Here is a 19,652-nt window from a genome sequence, read left to right on the forward strand (position 1 = left end):
CGAGCACTCACCGACGACGGCACAATCTTTCTCCGCACCGTGCGGCAGATCCTCGCCGGCAACGGCCCAGTCTTCAACGTAGACGAACGTGTCGAGGCGAACACGAGCACCCTGTGGCAATGGGTGCTGGTCCTCTTGGGCGCACTGCTGCCCGGAGACCTCGGTCGCATCGCCGTCATCACCGGTCTGCTTATGACGGTCACCGGGGTCTTCATCGCCTGTGACGCCACACGACGTCTCTACTCCACGAACGCGCCCACCCGCTGGATGCTCCCCGCCGGGGTATTGGTGATCTTCGCCGTCCCACCCTTCCAGGACTTCGCTTCGGCGGGGCTCGACTCCGGACTGGGTACCCTCTGGCTGAGCGCATGTTGGTGGCTGCTCGTACGCTTACGCAACGACCCCAGCCCGCTCGAACTCACGGCACACGCGGTCGTATACGGCCTGGGTGTCCTCGTGCGACCCGACCTGTTCCTGGTCACCGTCATCTTCTTCACCGCATCATGGCTCCTGCGCCGCCCCTCATTCCCGCAGGCCGCAGCGCAACTGGCGGCTCTGGGCACGCTACCGATCTCCTACGAGGTCTTCCGAGCCGGCTACTACGGCCTGCTCCTACCGATGCCCGCACTCACCAAGGAAGCCGGCCAAACCGAACTCGCCGCCGGCCTGCGATACCTGCGCGATTTCGCCGACCCGTACGCGCTGTACGCACCTGCGGCCCTCCTGCTCATCGCCGCATGCCTGATCGCCAAACGCCACTCGCTCGACCGCGCCCTCCTGGTACCGGCAACCCCCGTATGCGCCGCCCTCGCGCTCACCGCCTACGTCACCAAGGTAGGCGGGGACTACATGCACGCCCGCATGCTGCTCCCGGCGACGTACCTCGCGCTGCTCCCGGTGTTCCTCATTCCCTGCACCCGCGCTTTGGCCGCGATCACGGTGTCGATCGCGACCTGGTGCGCGGTTGTCGCGGGGCCCTGGCACACGACCACCCTCGACCCGAACTCGCAGACAGTCCGCGTCCGCGTCGAGGACACCAGACTCACCGGCAATGACAACGCCGACAACACTCGCGCCTGGACATCGGCGTTTCCAGGACTGCGAGAGAGCGTGGCCGCAGCACTCGCGGCAAAGACGCCGGTCCTGCTGCGTCTCCGGCCCGATGACTTCCGCCCGGATCTCCTCATGCCCCTCAACCCGATGTACAAGGGCACCAAAATCTCCATACCCGGCTGGTACCTCGGCGTCACCGGCGCCGTGGTGCCCCTCGATCAACGCATCGTCGAAATGTGGGGCCTCGCACACACCTTGGGCGCGCATCTCGAATACACCCCCGGCTGGGAGAAGAAGCTGCCCGGCCACGGCAAGCTCATTGACGACGTTTGGCTACTGGCGCTCGACCTCGACCCTCAGGTCCTTGACCCACCCCCCGGCAGCATCGCCGTCACCCGGGAAGGCCTGGCCGCGGCACGGCACGCGCTGTCCTGCGGCGACCTCAAGGAACTCCTCGATTCCACCCGGAAACCATTGACCGCGGGTCGCTTCTGGGACAACTTGACAGGCGCGTGGGAGCGTACCAACCTGCGCATACCTCGAGACCCGTTCGACGCCGAGCGCAAGTTCTGTGGCCGTCGTCAACCATGATCGACGCCGCCGCACGCCTCGATCCGGGCTGTGAAAGCTGGTCGGAGCGAGCCCACGGCTCCTATGTGTGGTTTCCCGTCCGTGACGCTAGGGTCGTGCGATTCGACGACCGCAGGAGGCTTTTCATGTTCAAGTCGTTCACACCATCGGTGCGCAGGGCGGTGCTTGCCGTGACGGCGTCCATCGTATTCGGCGTCTCCTGCAACAGCTCGAACAACGGATCGCAGGAGACGGCCGCGGCGGGTGCATCCGAGAGTGCGTTAGACCCGTCGGCTGCGGTTCCGGAGGTGAAGGTACGGGACGCGTTCGCCGGACTCCAGGCGACCCTGAAGGACACCTGCACACCGGGCACCTGCGCCTACTTCCTCGGGCGGGTCCACGACGAACTGCACCGCCTGGACCGGGCGATGAAGACGGATCCGAAGGGCGCCGGTCACTTCCCCGAACCGATAGCCCTGATCAAGGCACTCGACGCCGAAGTCGGCGGCGACCGATCCTTCGAGAACCTGAAGAAGCACCAGACCATGCTGATCAGCACCCGGGACCGGATCAACACCTGGATGCAGGGCCACCCCGACGACTACCGCTGACACGCCACCACCGGCCCGCGAGTCGACATGTCGCCCGAGCGTGGATGAACGAACCGGGGGCGCTCCCGCCCGTTCCCGGCGCCGACATCCCGGTCGGGTCCGACGCGTGACTCGTGGAGGCGCATGGCGGGAACGACTCCCGTCCTCGTGCTGTCGCGCTGAGGCTGCCCGACGTGGCTGGAGACACACGGTGGGACCGTGTGGAGGCTGTGGGACACCGGCCGGGCCTGGGCGCTGGTCGACGACCGGCACGGGATCGGCAAGGCCGTCCGGGGCGGGCCGAGACGGCTGTGGGAAGAGGTCTACGCCGCTCTGCATTGACGGGACGAACACCTCGTCCACAGCTACGACTTCGGCATAGCCGTCGAACGTGGTCGGCAGTCGGCCTGGGCAAAACGGCCCGACCGACGCTGGGAGATGTGGCCGGCCGCTCCCGAACGCGTGAGCCACGACCGGCGCGGCGTAGCGGCTGGGGTGTCCGGTCCTGCGGTTTTGCTCTGAGGTCGTCTCCGGTCCGGGTGCGTGGAGCAGGTGAAGCACCGGCGCGCACTTGGCCGCGGCCGCGCCGGCGAACCGCGCAACCGCAGACGAAGCCATGGGTGGAGTGGGGTGGGCGAGGTTCGCAGCGTGTCAGGCCCGCGATGCCGGCCGGCTACGAGGAGCTTTTCATTCCGCCGTCACACCGCCGTCCGTCGGAACTGGTGGACAGTGACGCGGCGTTCGGCGGGACGGCCCGGAACCGGGCACGCCGCGTACGGCGCGAGTTGGTGGCGCTGACTGTGGTTTCCGGCGGGGAGTCGGCGGCGTGGGGCCGGGTCCACCTGCCGCAGCAAACGTGCCCTGCGGCGTGTCGACGACCAGGGTCATGTGCGCCTTCGACGCATCACCGAACAACTCGGTGTGGTGTGCGTTCGGGAGAAAATGGGTGCAGGTGGATCTACCAGGGTTCGGCTTCGTCGTCGTCCTCGAACCAGTTGTCCACCGCCGGTGGTGCGGCGGACCGGGTTCGTCCGGATGTGTGGGTCGTCCCGGTCTCGATCGGCCTGGGTGCGGCCGACGTGGGCACGACCGCGTCCAGGTGTGCCAAGCGCACTCGGGGCGGTCGTGCGTTCAGTGGTATCCACAGAGGCTCGGCCGGGGAAGTGCCGGGTGTCCACACGCCGGTGGCGATCGGGACGGTGGTCGGGGAACGGCGCAGCGCGGCGCGGGCCTCGGTCTCACGGCGGGTGGAGGCGAAGACGAACAGCACGACGGGCCGTTCGTGGCCGAACAGTTCGTCGGCTTCCCATCCGTCCGCGGCGTGGGGGTCGAGGTACAGCAGGGCGGCGTACCCGTGGGTCTTTTCGACGAGGCGGGTCAGTCGTTCGGTGCCGGTGTCGTATTCCACGGCGAGGGTCGCTTGCATGTCGTTTTTACGCCAGGTCAGGACGGCGTCGGGACGTGCGCGGTGTGAATAGGGACCTTGTTCGGGCATCTCGCGTTCGCTGAGCCAGCGTTCGACAGCTGTGTCGGGGTGGGTACGCGCGTGGGCTTCGAGGGCCGTGTGGACGCCGTTGACGCCGAGCAGGTGGCGGAGCCGGTGGGGGGATTTGAGGCCGAGTTCGCGGTCGCGACGGGCCCGGCGGATCGCCGGCCTCGTGTCCTCGCCGGCGTCGGCGGCCACCACTGCGGCGCTGGCCGGGGCCAGGACGAACTGTGAGGGGTTCGAGCCGCGTTCCGCTCTCGGGCGGAAGCGGTCAACGACCTGCATCTCCTCGAGCTGCTGCATGCGGTGGCGGCCTGTGACTGCGCTGGTGAACGCCAGCTCCGTGATCTGGTGGGTGGTCAACAGACGGTGCGTCGCGAGGGTGCGCAGGATCAGACGATCCCGGTCGGTCAGGCAGGCAGCGAGCCTTCGGATGCGGGGCAACGAGACTTCGTCGGCGGACATCGCGGACTTCTCCTTCTCGATCGTGGGACGAGGCAGGACCGCCGGTCGGGCGGGCACCGAGGGTGGGCCGGGCACCGACACGGTGGCGAGGCTGGGCCGGCCCGAGGTGGTGGGGATGGCCGCAAGGAGCGGACCGGGAAAGCCCGTTCGGCAGGGCCGACCGGGCGTGGCGAGGGGGACATGGAGATCGATCCGCAGGCCGCCGCAGGGATCTGGAGCGAGGGATGAACTTCCTACAAACAGTCCGGGACACCATCGGCCTGCATACGGGCACCATGACCTGCGGCGACGGAGAGAGCATCCCGGACGATGAGAGCGTCCACCCGAGTTGCCGCCCGAATGTCCGACCGGATGGCCGGGGGTGCGTCCGAGGCCGATTCGGCCCATGCGTCGGGGACTGTGGCAGGGGAGACCGGTATCCGCCCGGCTGGTTCGGAGGAGTCCGGTATCCGAGTACACACCACGCACACGAATCCCGACTAGGTCTCCGGTCACGGCCGCCGAGACCGTCGCCGAGGTCACCGCGACCGGTCGTGGGGGCGACGCGCCACACCAACCAGGGTGAACGAAACGGTACGTCCTGGCCGACGCGATCGACGATGCCAGACCCGGGCCACGCCCGGACACCTCCTCGGCCCACGACTGTCGGATCCCTCGGACGAGGCGCATCCCGTGTGACCACGGCACACTGCAGCACTCGGGGGCGGGTGCACCGAAGGTGTGTCGAAAGTGCACGGAAGGTGCGCGAAGGTCGCATGGGCGAGTGATAGGGCACGCGAGTGCCGCAGCCGGATTCCGCCCCGGCGCACTGCCGTCCCGCCCGGTCCGCGACTCGGAACCGGCCGTGTCGCGCAACAGATCGGAACGGCCGTCCCCGCCGCCGCGGCGGTGAACTCATCGCCACCGACCGGTCGCCGGGCCCACCCGCTTATGCCCCTTCACGAGGCACGCCCGTGGGTTCCCTACGGGAAGAACCCCACTGGCGTCCCTGGACACCGCGACCTGGGCCCAGGGCATCGTGAACTGGGCTCGCGTGACGCCGGTGCTCCCGTGGTACCCGGTCGGCGTCGTCGAAGACCCTCCCTCGCCTAAGGCACGCCGACACCGTGTGGATACTCTCGGTGGTCACGGGTCGACCGCGGGTTCCGCCTTCGAGATTCCGCAGCGGTGTGAAAACGCGATACGCCGGTGTGCGTGGTGCGCGGCTCCATACGATGATGAACGTGGAGTTCGAAGAGGTGGACGCACTGCGTCGGGGCAGTCCGGCGTGGAAGCTCCTCAGGGCCGAGCATGCGCCGCTGGTGCTGTCGTTCTTGGGGCGGGTGTTCGTCGAGGAGAACGTACGGTCGCTATCCGCCGCCGACCTGGCCTCACGCCTGGACGACGTCTTGTACGCGCTCAACGCCCGCTCGGGCGGTCACGCGTTCCCCAGGACCGCCAAGGCGTACCTGGACGACTGGTCCGCGCCGGAGAATGGCTGGCTGCGCAAGTACTACCCTCCAGGTTCCGACGAGGCGCACTTCGACGCGACTCCGGCCGTGGAGAAGGCTCTGGCGTGGATCGCATCTTTGCAGGCTCGTTCCTTCGTGGGAACCGAGTCGCGCTTGAACACGGCATTCGAGCTGCTTCGCCAGATGGCGTTCGGCACCGAGCCGGATCGTGGGACGCGACTTACGGAACTGCGCCGCCGCAGAGCGGAGATCGACGCCGAGATCGCCCGGGTGAGCGACGGTGACTTGGACGTGATGAACGACACCGCGCTGCGTGATCGCTATCAGCAATTCGCCGCGACCGCACGGGGCCTGCTCGCGGATTTCCGCGAAGTCGAGGAGAACTTCCGACGTCTCGACCGGGAACTGCGTGAGCGGGTCGCCTCGTGGGACGGCCCGAAAGGCAAACTCCTCGATCGCGTACTCGGCGACCGCAGCAACATCGCCGACTCCGATCAGGGCCGCAGTTTTCACGCGTTTTACGACTTTCTGCTCTCCCACCGGCGCCAATCCGAGTTCAGCGACCTCCTCGCCAAGGTCCACCGGCTGGAGTCCATCGGTGAGACGGACCATCGGATGCGCCGCATTCATCACGACTGGCTGGACGCTGGTGAACGCACCCAGGCGACCGTCCGCCTGCTATCGGAACAACTGCGTCGATTCCTCGATGACCAGGTGTGGTTGGAGAACCGGAGGGTGGTCGAGATCCTCAGGTCCATCGAGGTGAAGGCCCTGCGACTGCGTGAGCGCCCCGACTCGGCGCTCACCATGCGCATCGACGCGATGTCCCCCGCGGTCACCTTGCCGATGGAGAGACCGATGTATCGGCCCAAGAGGAAAGTCCCGGTGGATGACACCGTCGTGCTGGCCGATGCCGACGGCAATGACGTCTCGTTGTTGTTCGAGCAGGTCCACGTCGATCCCTCGCGCCTGGTCCACGCCGTGTGCTCCGCGTTACACGGACGCACCCAGGTGGGTCTGGTCAAGGTGCTGGGCGAGTTCCCCCTCGAGCAGGGATTGGCGGAACTCGTGACGTACCTGTCCTTGACGGACTCGGCGTTCGACGTGGTCTTCGATGAGAACACCCGTGAAGAGATCGCCTGGGACGGCGACGACGGACGCGGTCGGTGCGCGTCGGTACCCCAGGTCACGTTCGTGAGCCGCGCTCCGCAGGCGGCGAGACGATGACGAACGCGGATCTGTCGGTGGCTTTGGCACAGTTGATGAAGGGCGTCGTGTATCGCGACACTCACGAAACGCAGTGGCGGCACGTAATCGCCCTGCAGACGCAGGTACGCGACTACTTCACGCTGGTGGGCCTGTCGGTGATCGTCGACGAGGCGGAGGGCTACGCGTTCCTGCGTTCGTCCCCCGACGATGATGACGACGCCCCGGCGCTGCCCAGGCTGATCCCTCGCCGGTCGCTGTCGTTGCATGTCAGCCTGCTGCTGGCGTTGCTGCGGAAGAAGCTCGCCGAGCACGACGCGACGGGTGGAGAGGCACGCCTGGTCTTGAGCAGGGAGCAGATCGTCGAGACGCTGCGTGTCTTCATGGCGTCCACGAGCAACGAGGCCCGCCTGGTCGACCAGATCGATTCCCATCTGGGCAAGATCGTGGACCTGGGATACCTGCGACGAATCGGCGACGGGTCGTTCGAGGTGCGCAGGATCCTGAAGGCTTTCGTCGATGCCGAGTGGTTGTCCGGCTTCAACGACGCCTTGGACGTCTACACGGAGGACCTTGCCGGCCGCGCGAAGCCGGGGGAGGCGTGATGGAAGGCCTGTTCGGCGCGGTGGAGTTGGCGGACCCGGACGCCGACGATCGTCCGGGATATCGTCTGGTCCGGCTGGAGATGTTCAACTGGGGCACATTCGACAAGCGGGTCTGGGTGTTCCCCGTGGACGGGGCCAACGGTCTGCTGACCGGTGACATCGGGTCGGGCAAATCCACCATCGTCGACGCCATCACGACCCTGCTGCTGCCCGCGGCCAAGATCTCGTACAACAAGGCCGCCGGCGCCGAGGTGCGCGAGCGCTCGCTGCGCTCGTATGTCGCGGGCTACCACAAATCCGAGCGCAGCGAGGAAACGGGGGCGTCCCGCCCTGTGGGGTTGAGGGGTCCCGGCTCGTATTCGGTGATCTTGGGTGTGTTCGGGAACCGCGCACTCGGAACGTCCGTCACGCTGGCCCAGGTCTTCTGGATCCGAGAGGGCCAACAGGGGCAGCCCGACCGCTTCTTCGTCACGATGGACGACACATTGTCGATCGTCGACGATTTCTCGGCGTTCGGTCCGGAGGTGACGGCTCTCCGCAAGCGTCTGCGCGGTCGCGGAGCGAAGACGTACGAGCATTTCCCCGACTACGGCAAGGACTACCGCCGCCGCCTGGGAATCGACTCCGAACAGGCGATGGACCTTTTCCACCAGACCGTGTCCATGAAGGCCGTCGGGGACCTCAACGATTTCGTCCGCACCCATATGCTCGAGCCCTTCGACGCCGAGCACCGGATCGAGGGCTTGGTCGCCCACTTCGACGATCTGACCAGGGCACACGAGGCCGTACTGAAGGCCCGCAGCCAGCTGGCCGATCTGGAACCGCTGCTCGCCGACTGCGACCGCCACGACGCGCTCGGACGGACCATGGCCATACTGTCCGCCCAACGCGACGCGCTGCCGTTCTACGCGGCCGGCCGGAAGGTCGGCCTCCTCCAGGCGCGGATCGCCACCGCGCGCACCGCGCTCGCCAGACATCGCGGCGACCTGGACACCGGCAAGGAACACCTCGCGAGGCTGCGCGCCACGGCCAGTCGTCTGGAACTCCAGCAGGCCGGCCACGGCGGCGACCGCGTCACCGACCTCGATCGACGCATCCAGGAGGCGACCGTGGAGCGGGACACCAGACGTCGACGTGCGCAGCGATTCGACGAACTCGTGGCCGACGCTCACCTGGAACCGGTGCACACCGCGGAACGGTTCGAGGCCATGCGCGAGACCCTGGAAGAAGCCCGGGCCGCGAGCGAGAAGACCCTCGTCGACGCACAGAACCGGCTTACCGATGTCGGGGTCCTGCTCAACACGCTCGACAACGAGATCGCCGAAGTGGACGCCGAACTGCGCAGCCTGGCCGAACGCCGCAACAACATTCCACGACGCAACCTGGAGCTGCGCCGGCTCATGTGCGCGGACTTGCGCCTCGCGGAATCGGACCTGCCGTACGCGGGAGAGCTCGTCCAGGTTCGCGCCGACGAGTCCGAGTGGGAGGGAGCCGCAGAGCGGGTGCTGCGTGGATTCGCCTTGTCCCTCCTGGTCGCGCAGGCACACTATCCTGCGGTCTCCGAGTGGATCGACGCCCGCCATCTCGGCATCCGAGTCGTTTACTTCCACGTCCCCGCCGCCGTGTCCCGCAGCCACGAGGTGGGCTCTGCCGACGGCCGACGGTTGTACGCCAAGCTCGAGATAGACCGGAGCCCGTTCACCGCCTGGCTGGGCAACGAACTGAGTATCCGAGCCGGTCACGAGTGTGTCGAGAACATGGTCGAGTTCCGCCGGAGCGACCGGGCCCTTACCCGGGCCGGCCAGATCAAGGACTCACGAGGCCGCCACGAGAAGAACGACTCCTCACGTATCGACGATCGCGGCACCTACGTCCTGGGTTGGAGCAACGAGCGCAAGATCGACGCCCTTGTCACGGACAAGACGGCGCAACACGTACGTCGTCAAAGCCTCCTCGCCGCACAGGCTCGCGCGCGCACGGACCACGAGGCCGCCCGGGAACGGGTCTCCTTGCTCGCCATGATCGGCGAGTTCGCGGCCTTCGCGGACATCGACTGGCAACGGTCGGCCCATCTGATCACGAAGCTCGAAACCGAGAAGCAGGAACTGCTCTCCTCCTCACGCGTCCTCGCCGGCATAGCCCGGGAACTCGAATCGACCATGTCGGCGATTCGGCGGACCGAGGACGAACAGGAATCACATGTTCGCGCCGTCACCACGACCGAGAACCGGCTCACAGCGGCCGAAGAGGCTGCGGCGCGCACCCGCAGGGTGCTCGACGCCCCGGGATACGCAACGGCACTGCCTCATTTCCCGGAGATCGAGCGACGACTCGGTGGCGGTCCCTTGGGGGATCCCGACGACTACGACCGGGCCGTGACCGACGCGAGCCGCACGCTGACCACCGAGCGCGAATCCTGCGCGCGGACCCAGGGCACACTCGGCAACAGGATCGTCGCGCAGATGAGTCGCTTCCGGGACAAATACCCCCTGGAAACCTCCGAGATCGACAACTCCGTCCTCGCCGCCAGCGAATACCGAACCCTGCACGACCGTCTGGTCCAAGACGACCTTCCCCGCTTCGAGAGCGACTTCAAGACATACCTCAACACCAACACCATCCGCGACATCGCCGGGTTCCACTCGCTGCTGAGCAAACAGGAGACCCTGATCCGCGAGCGGATCGACACCATCAACGAGTCTCTCGTGGGCATCGACTACAACCAGGACCGCTACATCCGTCTGGAAGCCGCCCGCACTCCCAACGTCGACATCCGCAACTTCATCGCCGACCTTCGAGCATGCACCGACAACGCGCTCGCCACGCACACGGAAGACCAATATTCGGAACACAAATTCCTCCAGGTCAAAAACCTGATCGAACGCTTCAAAGGCCGCCCGGGGCACGCAGACGCCGACAGGGCCTGGACAGCCCGTGTGACCGATGTTCGCAACTGGTTCGTTTTCACCGCGTCCGAACGGTGGCGCACGGACGACACCGAACACGAGAACTACACGGGGTCGGGCGGTAAATCCGGAGGCCAGAAGGAGAAACTCGCCTACACCATCCTCGCCGCGTCCCTGGCCTACCAATTCAAACTCGACTGGGGCGCGGCTGTGTCCAAGACGTTCCGGTTCGTCGTCATCGACGAGGCCTTCGGTCGCGGGTCCGACGAGTCCACCCGATTCGCCCTCGGCCTCTTCCGCCGCCTCGGCCTGCAACTCCTCATCGTCACACCACTCCAGAAGATCCACGTGATCGAGCCCTACGTAGCCGCAGTCGGCTTCGTCGACAACCCCACCGGAAGCAACTCGAGGCTGCAGACCCTGACCATCGACGAATACCGCGATCGACAGCGTGCCCACGCCACCAACGGCGGCCTCACCGACCGGCGGGCCTGAGACCATGCCCCAACCCCGGCCATGGACGACGCCCCGCGACCTCGCGGCGAAACTGCGCGCGCGATTCGACCGCGGCGAGTTCCTGACCATGCTCGCCACGGGTCAACCCTGGCACCCACTCGAGCTGCCGATCCGCGGCCCCGGCCCACGCGAACTCGTCGACAACTTCGCCGCCGCCCAAACCTGGGTCCGCCTCTGGGAGGACACCGCTCCCCCAGCCATGCGCGTCGAATACCGCAATGTCGGAGGCCGCCTCCTCGGCACGAACCGACTCCCCGCCAGCGTCGTGATCGACGACTACTCACACCTGTGGGACCTCCTCGGCGTCCGCGGAACCGTACGCCGCTACACCGATCTCCTCAGCCACACCGAGGAGTTCGCTCCGCGTGTCGCGGCGTGGATGATCGAGAACCCGCGACACGTCCTCGCGCACCACGACATCTGGCCGACACTGATCACGGCGGTGATCTGGATCGAACGACACGCACGGCCGGGCACCCACCTGCGCCATCTCGACATCCCCGGAGTCGACACCAAGTTCGTCGAGACCCACCGAGGCGTCCTCACCGACATCCTGGATCGACACCTCCCCGACGAAAGGATCGACCCGGGCGCACCACGCTCGGACTTCATCGGCCGCTACCGCTTCGCCCGCAAACCCGAGTACGTGCGAATCCGCCGGCTCGGCGGCCCGGAAAACCTCTTCGGTCCTTTCAGCGAAGCCGCCGTCCGAGTCGACGAGCTCGCCACCACCGCCTTGCGAGTCGACACGGTCTACGTCGTAGAGAACGAGATCACCTACCTGGCTTTTCCACCTGTCCGCGACGCGATCGTCGTCTTCGGCGCGGGCTATGCCGTGACCCGACTCGCCCCACTCGGCTGGCTTCACGATCGGAGCCTGCTCTACTGGGGCGACATAGACACGCACGGTTTCGCGATCCTCGACCGGCTCCGCCGCACCTTTCCCCACACCCGATCGATGCTCATGGACCACGCGACCCTCCTCGCGCACCGCACCCAATGGGTCGTCGAGACCAGGCCCATCAAAGAGGAGCTCCCCCACCTCACGAAATCCGAGACGGACGTCTACCGAGCCCTGACCGATGACGGCCTCGGTACCGGCGTGCGATTGGAGCAGGAACGCATCCGCTTCTCGACCGTCGAGAAAGCCATCTCCCAGTCCTGAATCCCTACCCAGGGCCCGTCCGAGAGGGCCGCCGCCGCGTCAACGCCCCCGACGCGGCACAACACCCTCACCGCAGGGCGCCGTCCACAGCGGTAGTCGTCGACGCCGAACCGCCCCGAAAAGCGGGCCGGTCCCGGCCCGGGGGGCTCAACACCTGGCCCGCGCTCCCTGTCGACGACGAAATCGACTCGAAAGGCGGCCTCCACACCGCGGTCGGCGACACGTACGTCGACGTCTCCGAACCCGGAGGAAACACCTTTCACGCGTCCCACACCTCGAGGGCCGAACCTCTCGCAGGAGAGCAGGCGAGGCCATGACAGTCTGGGGGCAACACCGAGACATCCTGGGCAGGGTCGAGTGAGCGAGTTCCTGAGAGTCGGCGAGATCTTCCGGTACAAGAAGGCGGCCGATCCCACCCACGCCGTCGAAAACGGGTACCGGAACTTCTGGCACGCCACCGCCACCCCGGGTATCCCCGTACGCGCGCAGGTGGAATTCGGGATCAACAGGATCAAGGAGATCGACGCCCAGGGAATCACACGAAGTCCCGCGATATTGATCCGGTCCAGCCCGCCGAAAGCAGGGCGCGAACAGACCCCCTGGCACGACGTCTTCAACCTTGAGGACGGGCATGTCGGCTACTTCGGAGACCACAAACACACCGAGACGAAACCGACGGGCAGCACGGTCGGCAACGCCGCCCTTCTCCAGCCCTTCATCCGGCACCGGGCGCCGACCGCGATCGAACGTACAAACGCGGAACCACTGCTGCTGTTCCGAACCGTCAAACGCGGGCCCAGCCCGAAGGGCCATGTCCAGTTCTGCGGTGTGGGATTGGTCGAGCGCGCGGAAAGGTTGGTGCAGTGGGGGGCGCGGACCGCAAAACGTTCGTCAACTACGTCTACGATCTCGCGATGCTCGACCTCTGCGACGAGGACGACAAGATCGACTGGTCCTGGATCGCCGATCGCCGGAGCCCTCGACTCGCGGCGACCGAAACGTTGCGGTGGGCACCCCGAGCCTGGCGCGACTGGGTGAAGGACGGCCGTTCGGCGCTCCCGCGTCTCCGCCGCCGTGTCGCCCGCAACCGCGTCGTCAAGATCAAGGAGCAAAAACCCGCGCCGACGACTCCCGAAACCAGAGATCTCGACGTCATCTATCGCCACTTCGACGGACGCAAACACGACTTCGAGTCGGTCGCCGCCACCATCGCGGCACGCCTCCTCGGAGCGGGCGGATCGTATGGGCAGGGCTGGTTGACTCGCCGTTCGGGCGACGGTGGCGCCGACTTCGTCGGCCGCTTGGACATCGGCAGGGGCTTGGCGGGAACCAGTCTCGTGGTTCTGGGACAAGCCAAGTGTGTGGGCGACTTGATCTGCGAGTTCGACAGAACCGTCTCCGTGTTGCCGCGATGTCGGTCCACTGGTCGAGGCGCTGCGGCCCCGGCTAGGGTCGAGGGCGCCGGTGCGTTCCGACAGAGGTGGACAAGGCACCGGGCTCGTCGGGAACGGACACGGGGGCGGGTTTGGCGATCGGGCGCGTGCTGGCTGGGCGTTACGAGCTCACGGGGCTGCTGGGTCGAGGCGGGATGGGCGAGGTGTGGGCGGCGGTCGATGCGCGCATGGCTCGACGCGTGGCGGTGAAGCTCCTGTCGTCGGGCGGCGGAGGCAATCCGCAGGCGCTCTTACGCGAGGCTCGCGTCGCCGGCGCGCTCAATCATCCGGGCGTTGTCACCGTCCACGACCTCGGACACGAGCCCGACGGCACGGTGTTCGTGGTCATGGAACTCGTCGCCGGGAGGGACTTGGCGCGCGTCCTCCGGGAGGACGGGCGGGTCACGGTGCGCGACGCGGTCGACTGGTCCGGGCAGTGCGCGCACGCACTGGTCGCGGCGCATGAGGCGGGCATCGTGCACCGTGACCTGAAGCCTGCGAACGTCCTGCTGACGCCCGCAGGCACGATCAAGGTCCTGGACTTCGGGATCGCCCGATACACGGCGGCCACGACCCGGTCGAGCCAGGTCGTCGGAACCCCGGCGTACATCGCCCCCGAACGCTTCGGCGGCCAACCCGGGGACGCGCGGGTCGACCTATACGCGCTGGGCTGCATACTCTACGAACTCATAAGCGGCCAACCGCCGTTCACGGCGCCGGACCCGATGGCGCTGATGTACGCGCATCTACACCAGGATCCGGCCCCGCTCGGCGCCCACCGCGCGGATCTGCCGCCCGGCGTGGAACCGCTGGTCGCGGAGCTGCTAGCCAAGGACCCCACGCACCGCCCCGCCACCGCCCGCGAGGTCCACCAGCGACTGCACGCCCTGACCGGGCCGGCGGAACGACCGGACAGGTCCTCGGTCGTACCCGATCCCACCGCGGGGCCCGGCAACGGAGCCGGCGCGGGAGTCAGCCCCTATGAAGCGCTCGCTGCCTGGAACCTCGACGCGGCCGCTCCCGCCGACACGCTCATCCACCACACCGGTCCAGGACACGAGCGGGACACACGCCTGCATGAACCGCGTCCGCCACGCGGGCTCTCCCGCCGAGGCGCGGTGTTGCTGGCGCTCGGCACGGCCACAGCCGCAGGCACCGCGCTCGCCGTCCGCTTCCGGGGCTCGGACGCCGACGACGAATCCTCACCGCGCAAGCGGTGGGAGTTCACCACCGGCGGTGAAATCACAACCGCACCCGTGGCGGTCGACAACACGGTCTACGTCGCCGGCCAGGACGGAAACCTCTACGCGGTCGACGCTGCCTCCGGGGCCAGGCGCTGGGTGTACCGAACCGGCGGCAAGCGACTGACCGACGTCGACGTGACCGACGGAATCGTCTACGTTCAAAGCAATCCCCTCGAGGCCGGCAACCAGGCGGGCACTCTGCATGCCGTGGAGACAAGAAACGGAACCGCCGTGTGGTCCGTCCCCTTCATGTCGTATGGCGGCGCCCCCACCGTGGTCGACGACGTTTGCTACACCGGCGGCGCCGTCACGGAAAACGGGGCCGGCCGCACCGGGTACACCGGTCGATATCATGCCCTGGACGCCCGCACCGGCGCCGAGCGTTGGCGCTTCGAAGCCGACGGCGGGTTCTACGACCGCCCCGCAGTGGTGAACGGCGTCGTGTATCTCGGGTGCTTGGACGGCAATGTGTACGCGCTCGACGCGGCCACCGGCCGGCAGCGTTGGGCGTTCAGGACCGGCAGTGCCGTCCAGAACACCCTGACGGTGGACGGGGCCGTCTACGCGGCCAGTTACGACGCCAACGTATACGCGATCGACGCCGCCTCGGGGACCATGCGATGGGCTTACGGAACCGGTGGCCCGGCGGGGTCCCTTGCCGTCGAAGGCGACATCCTCGTTGTCGACAGCGGGAAGTACGTCCACGCAGTCAACCGGGCCCCCGGGACCAGGCGTTGGACGTGGGCCGCCCCCGACTTCGTCGGTCCTGCGACGCTCGCCAACGGCCTCGTCTACATCGGCAGTCGGGACGGCAGGCTCTACGGCATCGAGATCACGGCCGGCATCAAGGAGTGGGCATTCAAGACCCGGGGCTCCATCGTCTCCGCGCCCGCGGTCACCCGCGAAGGCATCTACGTCACGAGCCGCGACAAGAGGCTGTACGCCATCGCGCACCAGTGACGAACCCAAACGTGGCACCTTCGACGGCCACAGGCCCCGGGCGCTGCCGACCGAAGTCCCGAAAGCCCCAGGTCGGGACCCTTACACTCCGCGAATACCGGACGAGGTTGCCTCGAACACACCCCCAGGCTCCACCACTCCGAACACGGCCCCGGGAAGCACGCCGTCGACGAGTCATAAGTCCAGTTATCATAACTGCAGTTATCACAACCAGGCGGAAAAGTTCTATGAACCTCTCCAGGCCGGACGAAACGTTCGATCACGAGTCCGAATAGTCGGGCCTCGACCGATTCGCAACGCACCAGCAGCCGGGCGCGACGCCCGGAGGTCTCAAGTCGACATCGACAAGGCAAGACTCACCTGTTGCGAGGGCTGTGCCAGACAACGAGAAGACTGCACTTCGCCGTGAACCGGGGCCCGGGCGGCGAGCGGCTTCACCAAAGCGGCGAAGTCCTCACCGAGTATCCGGGGACGCTCGCCCCTCTGACCTCCACCGCCTGGCACAGTGTCATCGACGCGCTCCTCGCCGTGGGCCACGAACACGCCGTCCCGGTAGTCTTCGACAAGTTCCCCCACCTCGCGAAGGCAAGTCCCCCGCCTGCCCCCTCCATCGCCCAAACACACTCGTACCGCTGCGCCCGGAACATGGATTTCTCCTTTCCGCGCAGGAATGTCACGAGCGTGCCCACGCGTCGGATCTGGGGCGACGCACCGTGCCGGCATGGGCGGCCTGCAGGGCAACCGAATTGCCTTCGGCAGCCAACGTTCACCGCCGCCGACGCCATCGGTTCGGGTCACCGGGTGGGGCATGGTCCTCAGTTAACATCGGGGCGTCGCCGGAGGTCGCCGAGCGGTCTATCCCTTCGGGAGGGTTATCCCCAGCGCACGCATCGCCTCGGATGGCGGTCCGCCTTCGGAGCGCTCGGTCTTGTGTCCGGGCACTGTGGGTTTGAGCGTGCGGGGGTCGACTGCTTCGGATGGGGCGCCGGAGACATAGGCTCCCGCCGGAGCCTGGTCGCGGTCGTGTGGGGCGAGCCAGAACACGCGCCGTCGGTAGGTGCCGGAGGCTCTGGACGCCTTCGCCTGGCGACCGAGAGTGGCGTAGCCGACCATGCGGCCGTCACGGTGGAACGCGGGGACACCCGCGCGACGCGGAAGGCGGTCGAGAACCTGCCGTACGTAGTCGAGGTCGGTGGGGTCCTCGAGCCAGACGATGCCGGTCTCGTGGGCGATCTGGTCCGGCGTGATCAGCGCGCTCACGGCGTCTCCTCGGTGTCGTCGAGCAGGCCGATGCCCGGGTAGTACTTGCGTTGGTTGGACGTGGTCATCTGACGGGGCGAGGTGAGTCCGACCGTCTCCCGGATCCTGGCCGCGAACGCGCGGGCGGAAACCGGTGAGGCGTCCTCGAAGCCGCACCAGGTGCGGTACGCGGCGTACAGGCCCGTCTGTTCCGCGCGCATCCCGGCGGCGAGGGTGCAGCGTTCGTCGACGAAGCGACCGATGTGGTCCTCGGTCTCCGCGTAGGCGTGGGTGGCGACGCGCACTCGCGGCGGCCCGGTGAGGTCGCGGTCGCCGGCGAGGTAGCGGCGGGCGCCCTCGACCAGCCGTGCCAGGATGCCGGGACCCTCCTCGGAGACGAGGACCTGGGCGAGGTTGTCGACGCGGTGTTCGTCGGCGACGACGCGCTCGAACGGGACCAGGCGCATGCGGCGCCAGAACGCGAAGCCACCGGAGGTGACTTCGGGGCGGTGGTTGCCGAGCAGCCAGAGTTTGTGGGTGGGTTCGAAGCTGAAGAAGTCCTGCCGCATGCGGCGGGCCTTGAGGCGGTCGCCGCCGGTGAGGAGTTTGAAGCGGGCCTCGTCGAAGCGGTCGCCGGGTTTGAGTTCGGAGCAGACGATGACGCGGCGGCCGTGGAGTTCGGCGAGGTCGGTGGGGTGACCCTCGAAGGGTTTGGCCATGAGGAATCCGGGTGGGGCGGCGTCGGCGTAGTCGCCGAGGAGTGTCACCAGGACGTCCAGGAGGACGCTCTTGCCGTTCTTTCCGAGGCCGTATAGGAACGGCATGATCTGCGCTCCCACGTCGCCGGTGACGGAGTAGCCGAGGAGCAGGTGCAGGAAGTCGATCATCTCCGCGCCTTCGGCGTCGTCGCCGAAGGTGTCGGCGAGGAACCGGTTCCACCGCGGGGTGGGCATCGCGGCGGGGGCGACGGTGCACGAGCGGGAGTGGTTGTGTTTCTCCGGGTCGGGGGCTTCGACCGCTCCGGTGTGCAGGTCGACGACCCCGCCGGGGGTGCACAGTGCGTAGGGGTCGGCGTCCAGGTGCTCGGCGCGAAGCACCATGCCGGGGGCTGCCTGGGCCTGCATGAGCATGGACTTCAGGCCCGAGGTGGACAGCGATCGGCGGCGGTGCTTGCGCAGTTCGCCGTCGGAGTGCACACGGTTGGGATCGGACGTGGCGAGGGTCTCCGCCATGTCGCCGGCCGCCCACAGCACGGTGTCGTCCTCGTCGAGCTGCCAACGGTGTCCGGCCCATCGGTACCAGCCCAGGCCGGGGACGTGCCGAAAGTCCGCGCCGTAGAGGGCGACGAAGGCCTTGGCGTTGCCGCGGTCGGAGAGCGAATCGGGGACCAGGCCCTGGCTGGTCGCCCCGCCCGGGCCCGGGATCTGGGCGGGGCCGGTGTCCTGGGCGGGGAAGAGCGGCAGGGTCGCCTGGATCTGCGCCGCGACGGCGGCCGCGTCGAAGCGGGAGGACGGGATACCGCTCACGGGCGGCCTCCGAGGTTCAGGGGCCTGACGCGGCCGGCGGTCATACCGCCGCGAATGGTGGACAGGGACCGTTGGACGTGACCGGGGCGGGCGTGTTCGGCCGCCTCCAAGAGCAGGCGTTCGGCGTCTGCCGGGTCAAGGTGCCCTGCGGCGACCAGGCCACCGGCGGTGTAGGCGGCCCGGTTGAGTTTGTCGTTGAACCCGGTGCCCGAGGACACGAGTGCGCAGTCGGCGACTTCCCGGAGGACGGTCCCCAGCGTCTTGGCGGCGAGGTGTGCGCTGCCTCCTGCGGCCGCCACGGCGAGTCGGGCACGTTGCGGCACCGGATTGGGGCGGGTCGCCGAGTCGGGTCGGTCGGCGTGACCGGTGCGGACGAGCTCGGATGCCAGCCATGCGGGCAGCGGTGCCGGGACACGGCAGGACCCTTCGGGGGTGTAGGCGCCGGTGGGGGTGCGGGTGCCGGGGGCGACGATGTAGCCGCCGACACCGCGTACGTCCACCTGCCAGGCCAGTGCGCGGCCGGTGCTCGATCCGGTGGAGCACAGCCACCTGCGGTTCGGGGTGGTGCGGTACCAGATGTGCATGCCGCCGGAGGGGGTGCGTACGCGGAGGGTGTCCTCGTCCTCGGTGGGGTCCGGGGCACTGCGGAGCGCGGCCAGGAGGGCCAGGCTGTCGAAGCCGCTCGCGAGGCCCGTCAGGTCCACGTGGTCGCCGATCGCGATGCCCGGCAACAGCCGGGCCCGAGCGGGCGGGGCCGCGTCGTGGGCGTCGACGTCGATGACGACCAGATCTGCCGGTCCGCACGCCACGCCCACGCCGAAGCGTGATCCGCGTCCCCACCAGGCGCGGATCCGTTCGGGGTCGAGCGTTGCGGCGTGGAAGCCGTGACACCAGCGACCGGCCGCCAGGCAGGGGCAGTCGAGATGGGTGTGGCCGGGCTCGTGGCAGGCGTCGCAGTTGGCGGGTGGGGTCTTGCGTTGCGGGGTCAAGGGGTGCACGGGCCAGCCGGACCGCGCGCACCACCGTGCTACGGCCAACGCCCCGGGAACCGCGTCCCGTTCCTGCCGCACCACACCGGCCTCCCCGATAACCGCTCCTTCGCCGCGTCCGACGACCGAAGTCCGACGATGGACCCCGTGTCGGGGCGAGGCCCCCTGGTCCGAAGGATCTCGCCGAGCCGCCTAAACGGCCGAGTATGTGTACACCGACGGCGCTCGGTCCGGCCTCGGCCGCTTGC

At 67.9% G+C, this 19,652-nt stretch carries 13 protein-coding genes; 9 read left to right on the forward strand and 4 right to left on the reverse strand.

Annotated features, from left to right (window positions below):
* Positions 1 to 39 precede the first annotated feature (39 nt).
* The 3 genes from EMA17_RS36200 to EMA17_RS55570 all read left to right on the forward strand — a co-directional run bounded on the left by EMA17_RS36200 (position 40) and on the right by EMA17_RS55570 (position 2,555).
* The gene (locus tag EMA17_RS36200; protein WP_126641430.1) at positions 40 to 1,644 is read left to right on the forward strand and encodes an arabinofuranosyltransferase AftB family protein; all 1,605 of its coding nucleotides are present in this window, start codon (positions 40 to 42) and stop codon (positions 1,642 to 1,644) included.
* 287 nt (positions 1,645 to 1,931) lie between these two features.
* Complete coding sequence (locus EMA17_RS36205) at positions 1,932 to 2,234, forward strand: hypothetical protein (RefSeq protein ID WP_246127129.1); 303 nt, start codon at positions 1,932 to 1,934, stop codon at positions 2,232 to 2,234.
* 198 nt (positions 2,235 to 2,432) lie between these two features.
* Entirely contained in the window at positions 2,433 to 2,555 is a 123-nt protein-coding gene (locus EMA17_RS55570; RefSeq protein WP_281290571.1) for a hypothetical protein, read from the forward strand.
* A 616-nt stretch (positions 2,556 to 3,171) separates the two neighbouring features.
* Here the strand turns inward: EMA17_RS55570 and EMA17_RS36210 are convergent.
* Complete coding sequence (locus EMA17_RS36210; RefSeq protein WP_126641432.1) at positions 3,172 to 4,164, reverse strand: replication-relaxation family protein; 993 nt, start codon at positions 4,162 to 4,164, stop codon at positions 3,172 to 3,174.
* Positions 4,165 to 5,387: 1,223 nt separating this feature from the next.
* Here EMA17_RS36210 and EMA17_RS36220 point away from each other — a divergent pair.
* The 6 genes from EMA17_RS36220 to EMA17_RS36245 all read left to right on the forward strand — a co-directional run bounded on the left by EMA17_RS36220 (position 5,388) and on the right by EMA17_RS36245 (position 15,650).
* Positions 5,388 to 6,842 (forward strand): DUF3375 domain-containing protein, encoded by a 1,455-nt coding sequence (locus EMA17_RS36220; protein WP_126641434.1) that lies wholly within the window; start codon positions 5,388 to 5,390, stop codon positions 6,840 to 6,842.
* On the forward strand, positions 6,839 to 7,426 hold the full coding sequence (locus EMA17_RS36225) for a DUF4194 domain-containing protein (protein WP_218043182.1): 588 nt from the start codon (positions 6,839 to 6,841) through the stop codon (positions 7,424 to 7,426). Before EMA17_RS36220 ends, EMA17_RS36225 begins: the two co-directional genes overlap by 4 nt.
* The gene (locus tag EMA17_RS36230) at positions 7,426 to 10,827 is read left to right on the forward strand and encodes an ATP-binding protein (RefSeq protein ID WP_126641435.1); all 3,402 of its coding nucleotides are present in this window, start codon (positions 7,426 to 7,428) and stop codon (positions 10,825 to 10,827) included. The genes EMA17_RS36225 and EMA17_RS36230 overlap by 1 nt, the downstream gene beginning before the upstream one ends.
* Before the next feature lie 4 nt (positions 10,828 to 10,831).
* On the forward strand, positions 10,832 to 12,013 hold the full coding sequence (locus tag EMA17_RS36235) for a Wadjet anti-phage system protein JetD domain-containing protein (RefSeq protein ID WP_126641436.1): 1,182 nt from the start codon (positions 10,832 to 10,834) through the stop codon (positions 12,011 to 12,013).
* A gap of 357 nt (positions 12,014 to 12,370) precedes the next feature.
* Entirely contained in the window at positions 12,371 to 13,051 is a 681-nt protein-coding gene (locus EMA17_RS56405; RefSeq protein ID WP_126641437.1) for a hypothetical protein, read from the forward strand.
* Between the two features lie 502 nt (positions 13,052 to 13,553).
* A complete protein-coding gene (locus EMA17_RS36245; protein ID WP_126641438.1) occupies positions 13,554 to 15,650 on the forward strand; it encodes a serine/threonine-protein kinase in 2,097 nt (698 codons plus the stop codon).
* Positions 15,651 to 16,505: 855 nt separating this feature from the next.
* On the opposite strand, the gene EMA17_RS36250 is transcribed toward EMA17_RS36245, so the two are convergent.
* The 3 genes from EMA17_RS36250 to EMA17_RS36260 are packed head-to-tail and all read right to left on the reverse strand — an operon-like array spanning position 16,506 to position 19,452.
* The gene (locus tag EMA17_RS36250; protein WP_126641439.1) at positions 16,506 to 16,910 is read right to left on the reverse strand and encodes a DUF6009 family protein; all 405 of its coding nucleotides are present in this window, start codon (positions 16,908 to 16,910) and stop codon (positions 16,506 to 16,508) included.
* Complete coding sequence (locus tag EMA17_RS36255) at positions 16,907 to 18,415, reverse strand: DNA primase family protein (RefSeq protein ID WP_126641440.1); 1,509 nt, start codon at positions 18,413 to 18,415, stop codon at positions 16,907 to 16,909. Before EMA17_RS36255 ends, EMA17_RS36250 begins: the two co-directional genes overlap by 4 nt.
* Positions 18,412 to 19,452 (reverse strand): bifunctional DNA primase/polymerase, encoded by a 1,041-nt coding sequence (locus EMA17_RS36260; RefSeq protein ID WP_126641554.1) that lies wholly within the window; start codon positions 19,450 to 19,452, stop codon positions 18,412 to 18,414. Before EMA17_RS36260 ends, EMA17_RS36255 begins: the two co-directional genes overlap by 4 nt.
* Positions 19,453 to 19,652: the final 200 nt, after the last annotated feature.

It is taken from the genome of Embleya hyalina (genome assembly GCF_003967355.1).
GTDB lineage: Bacteria > Actinomycetota > Actinomycetes > Streptomycetales > Streptomycetaceae > Embleya > Embleya hyalina.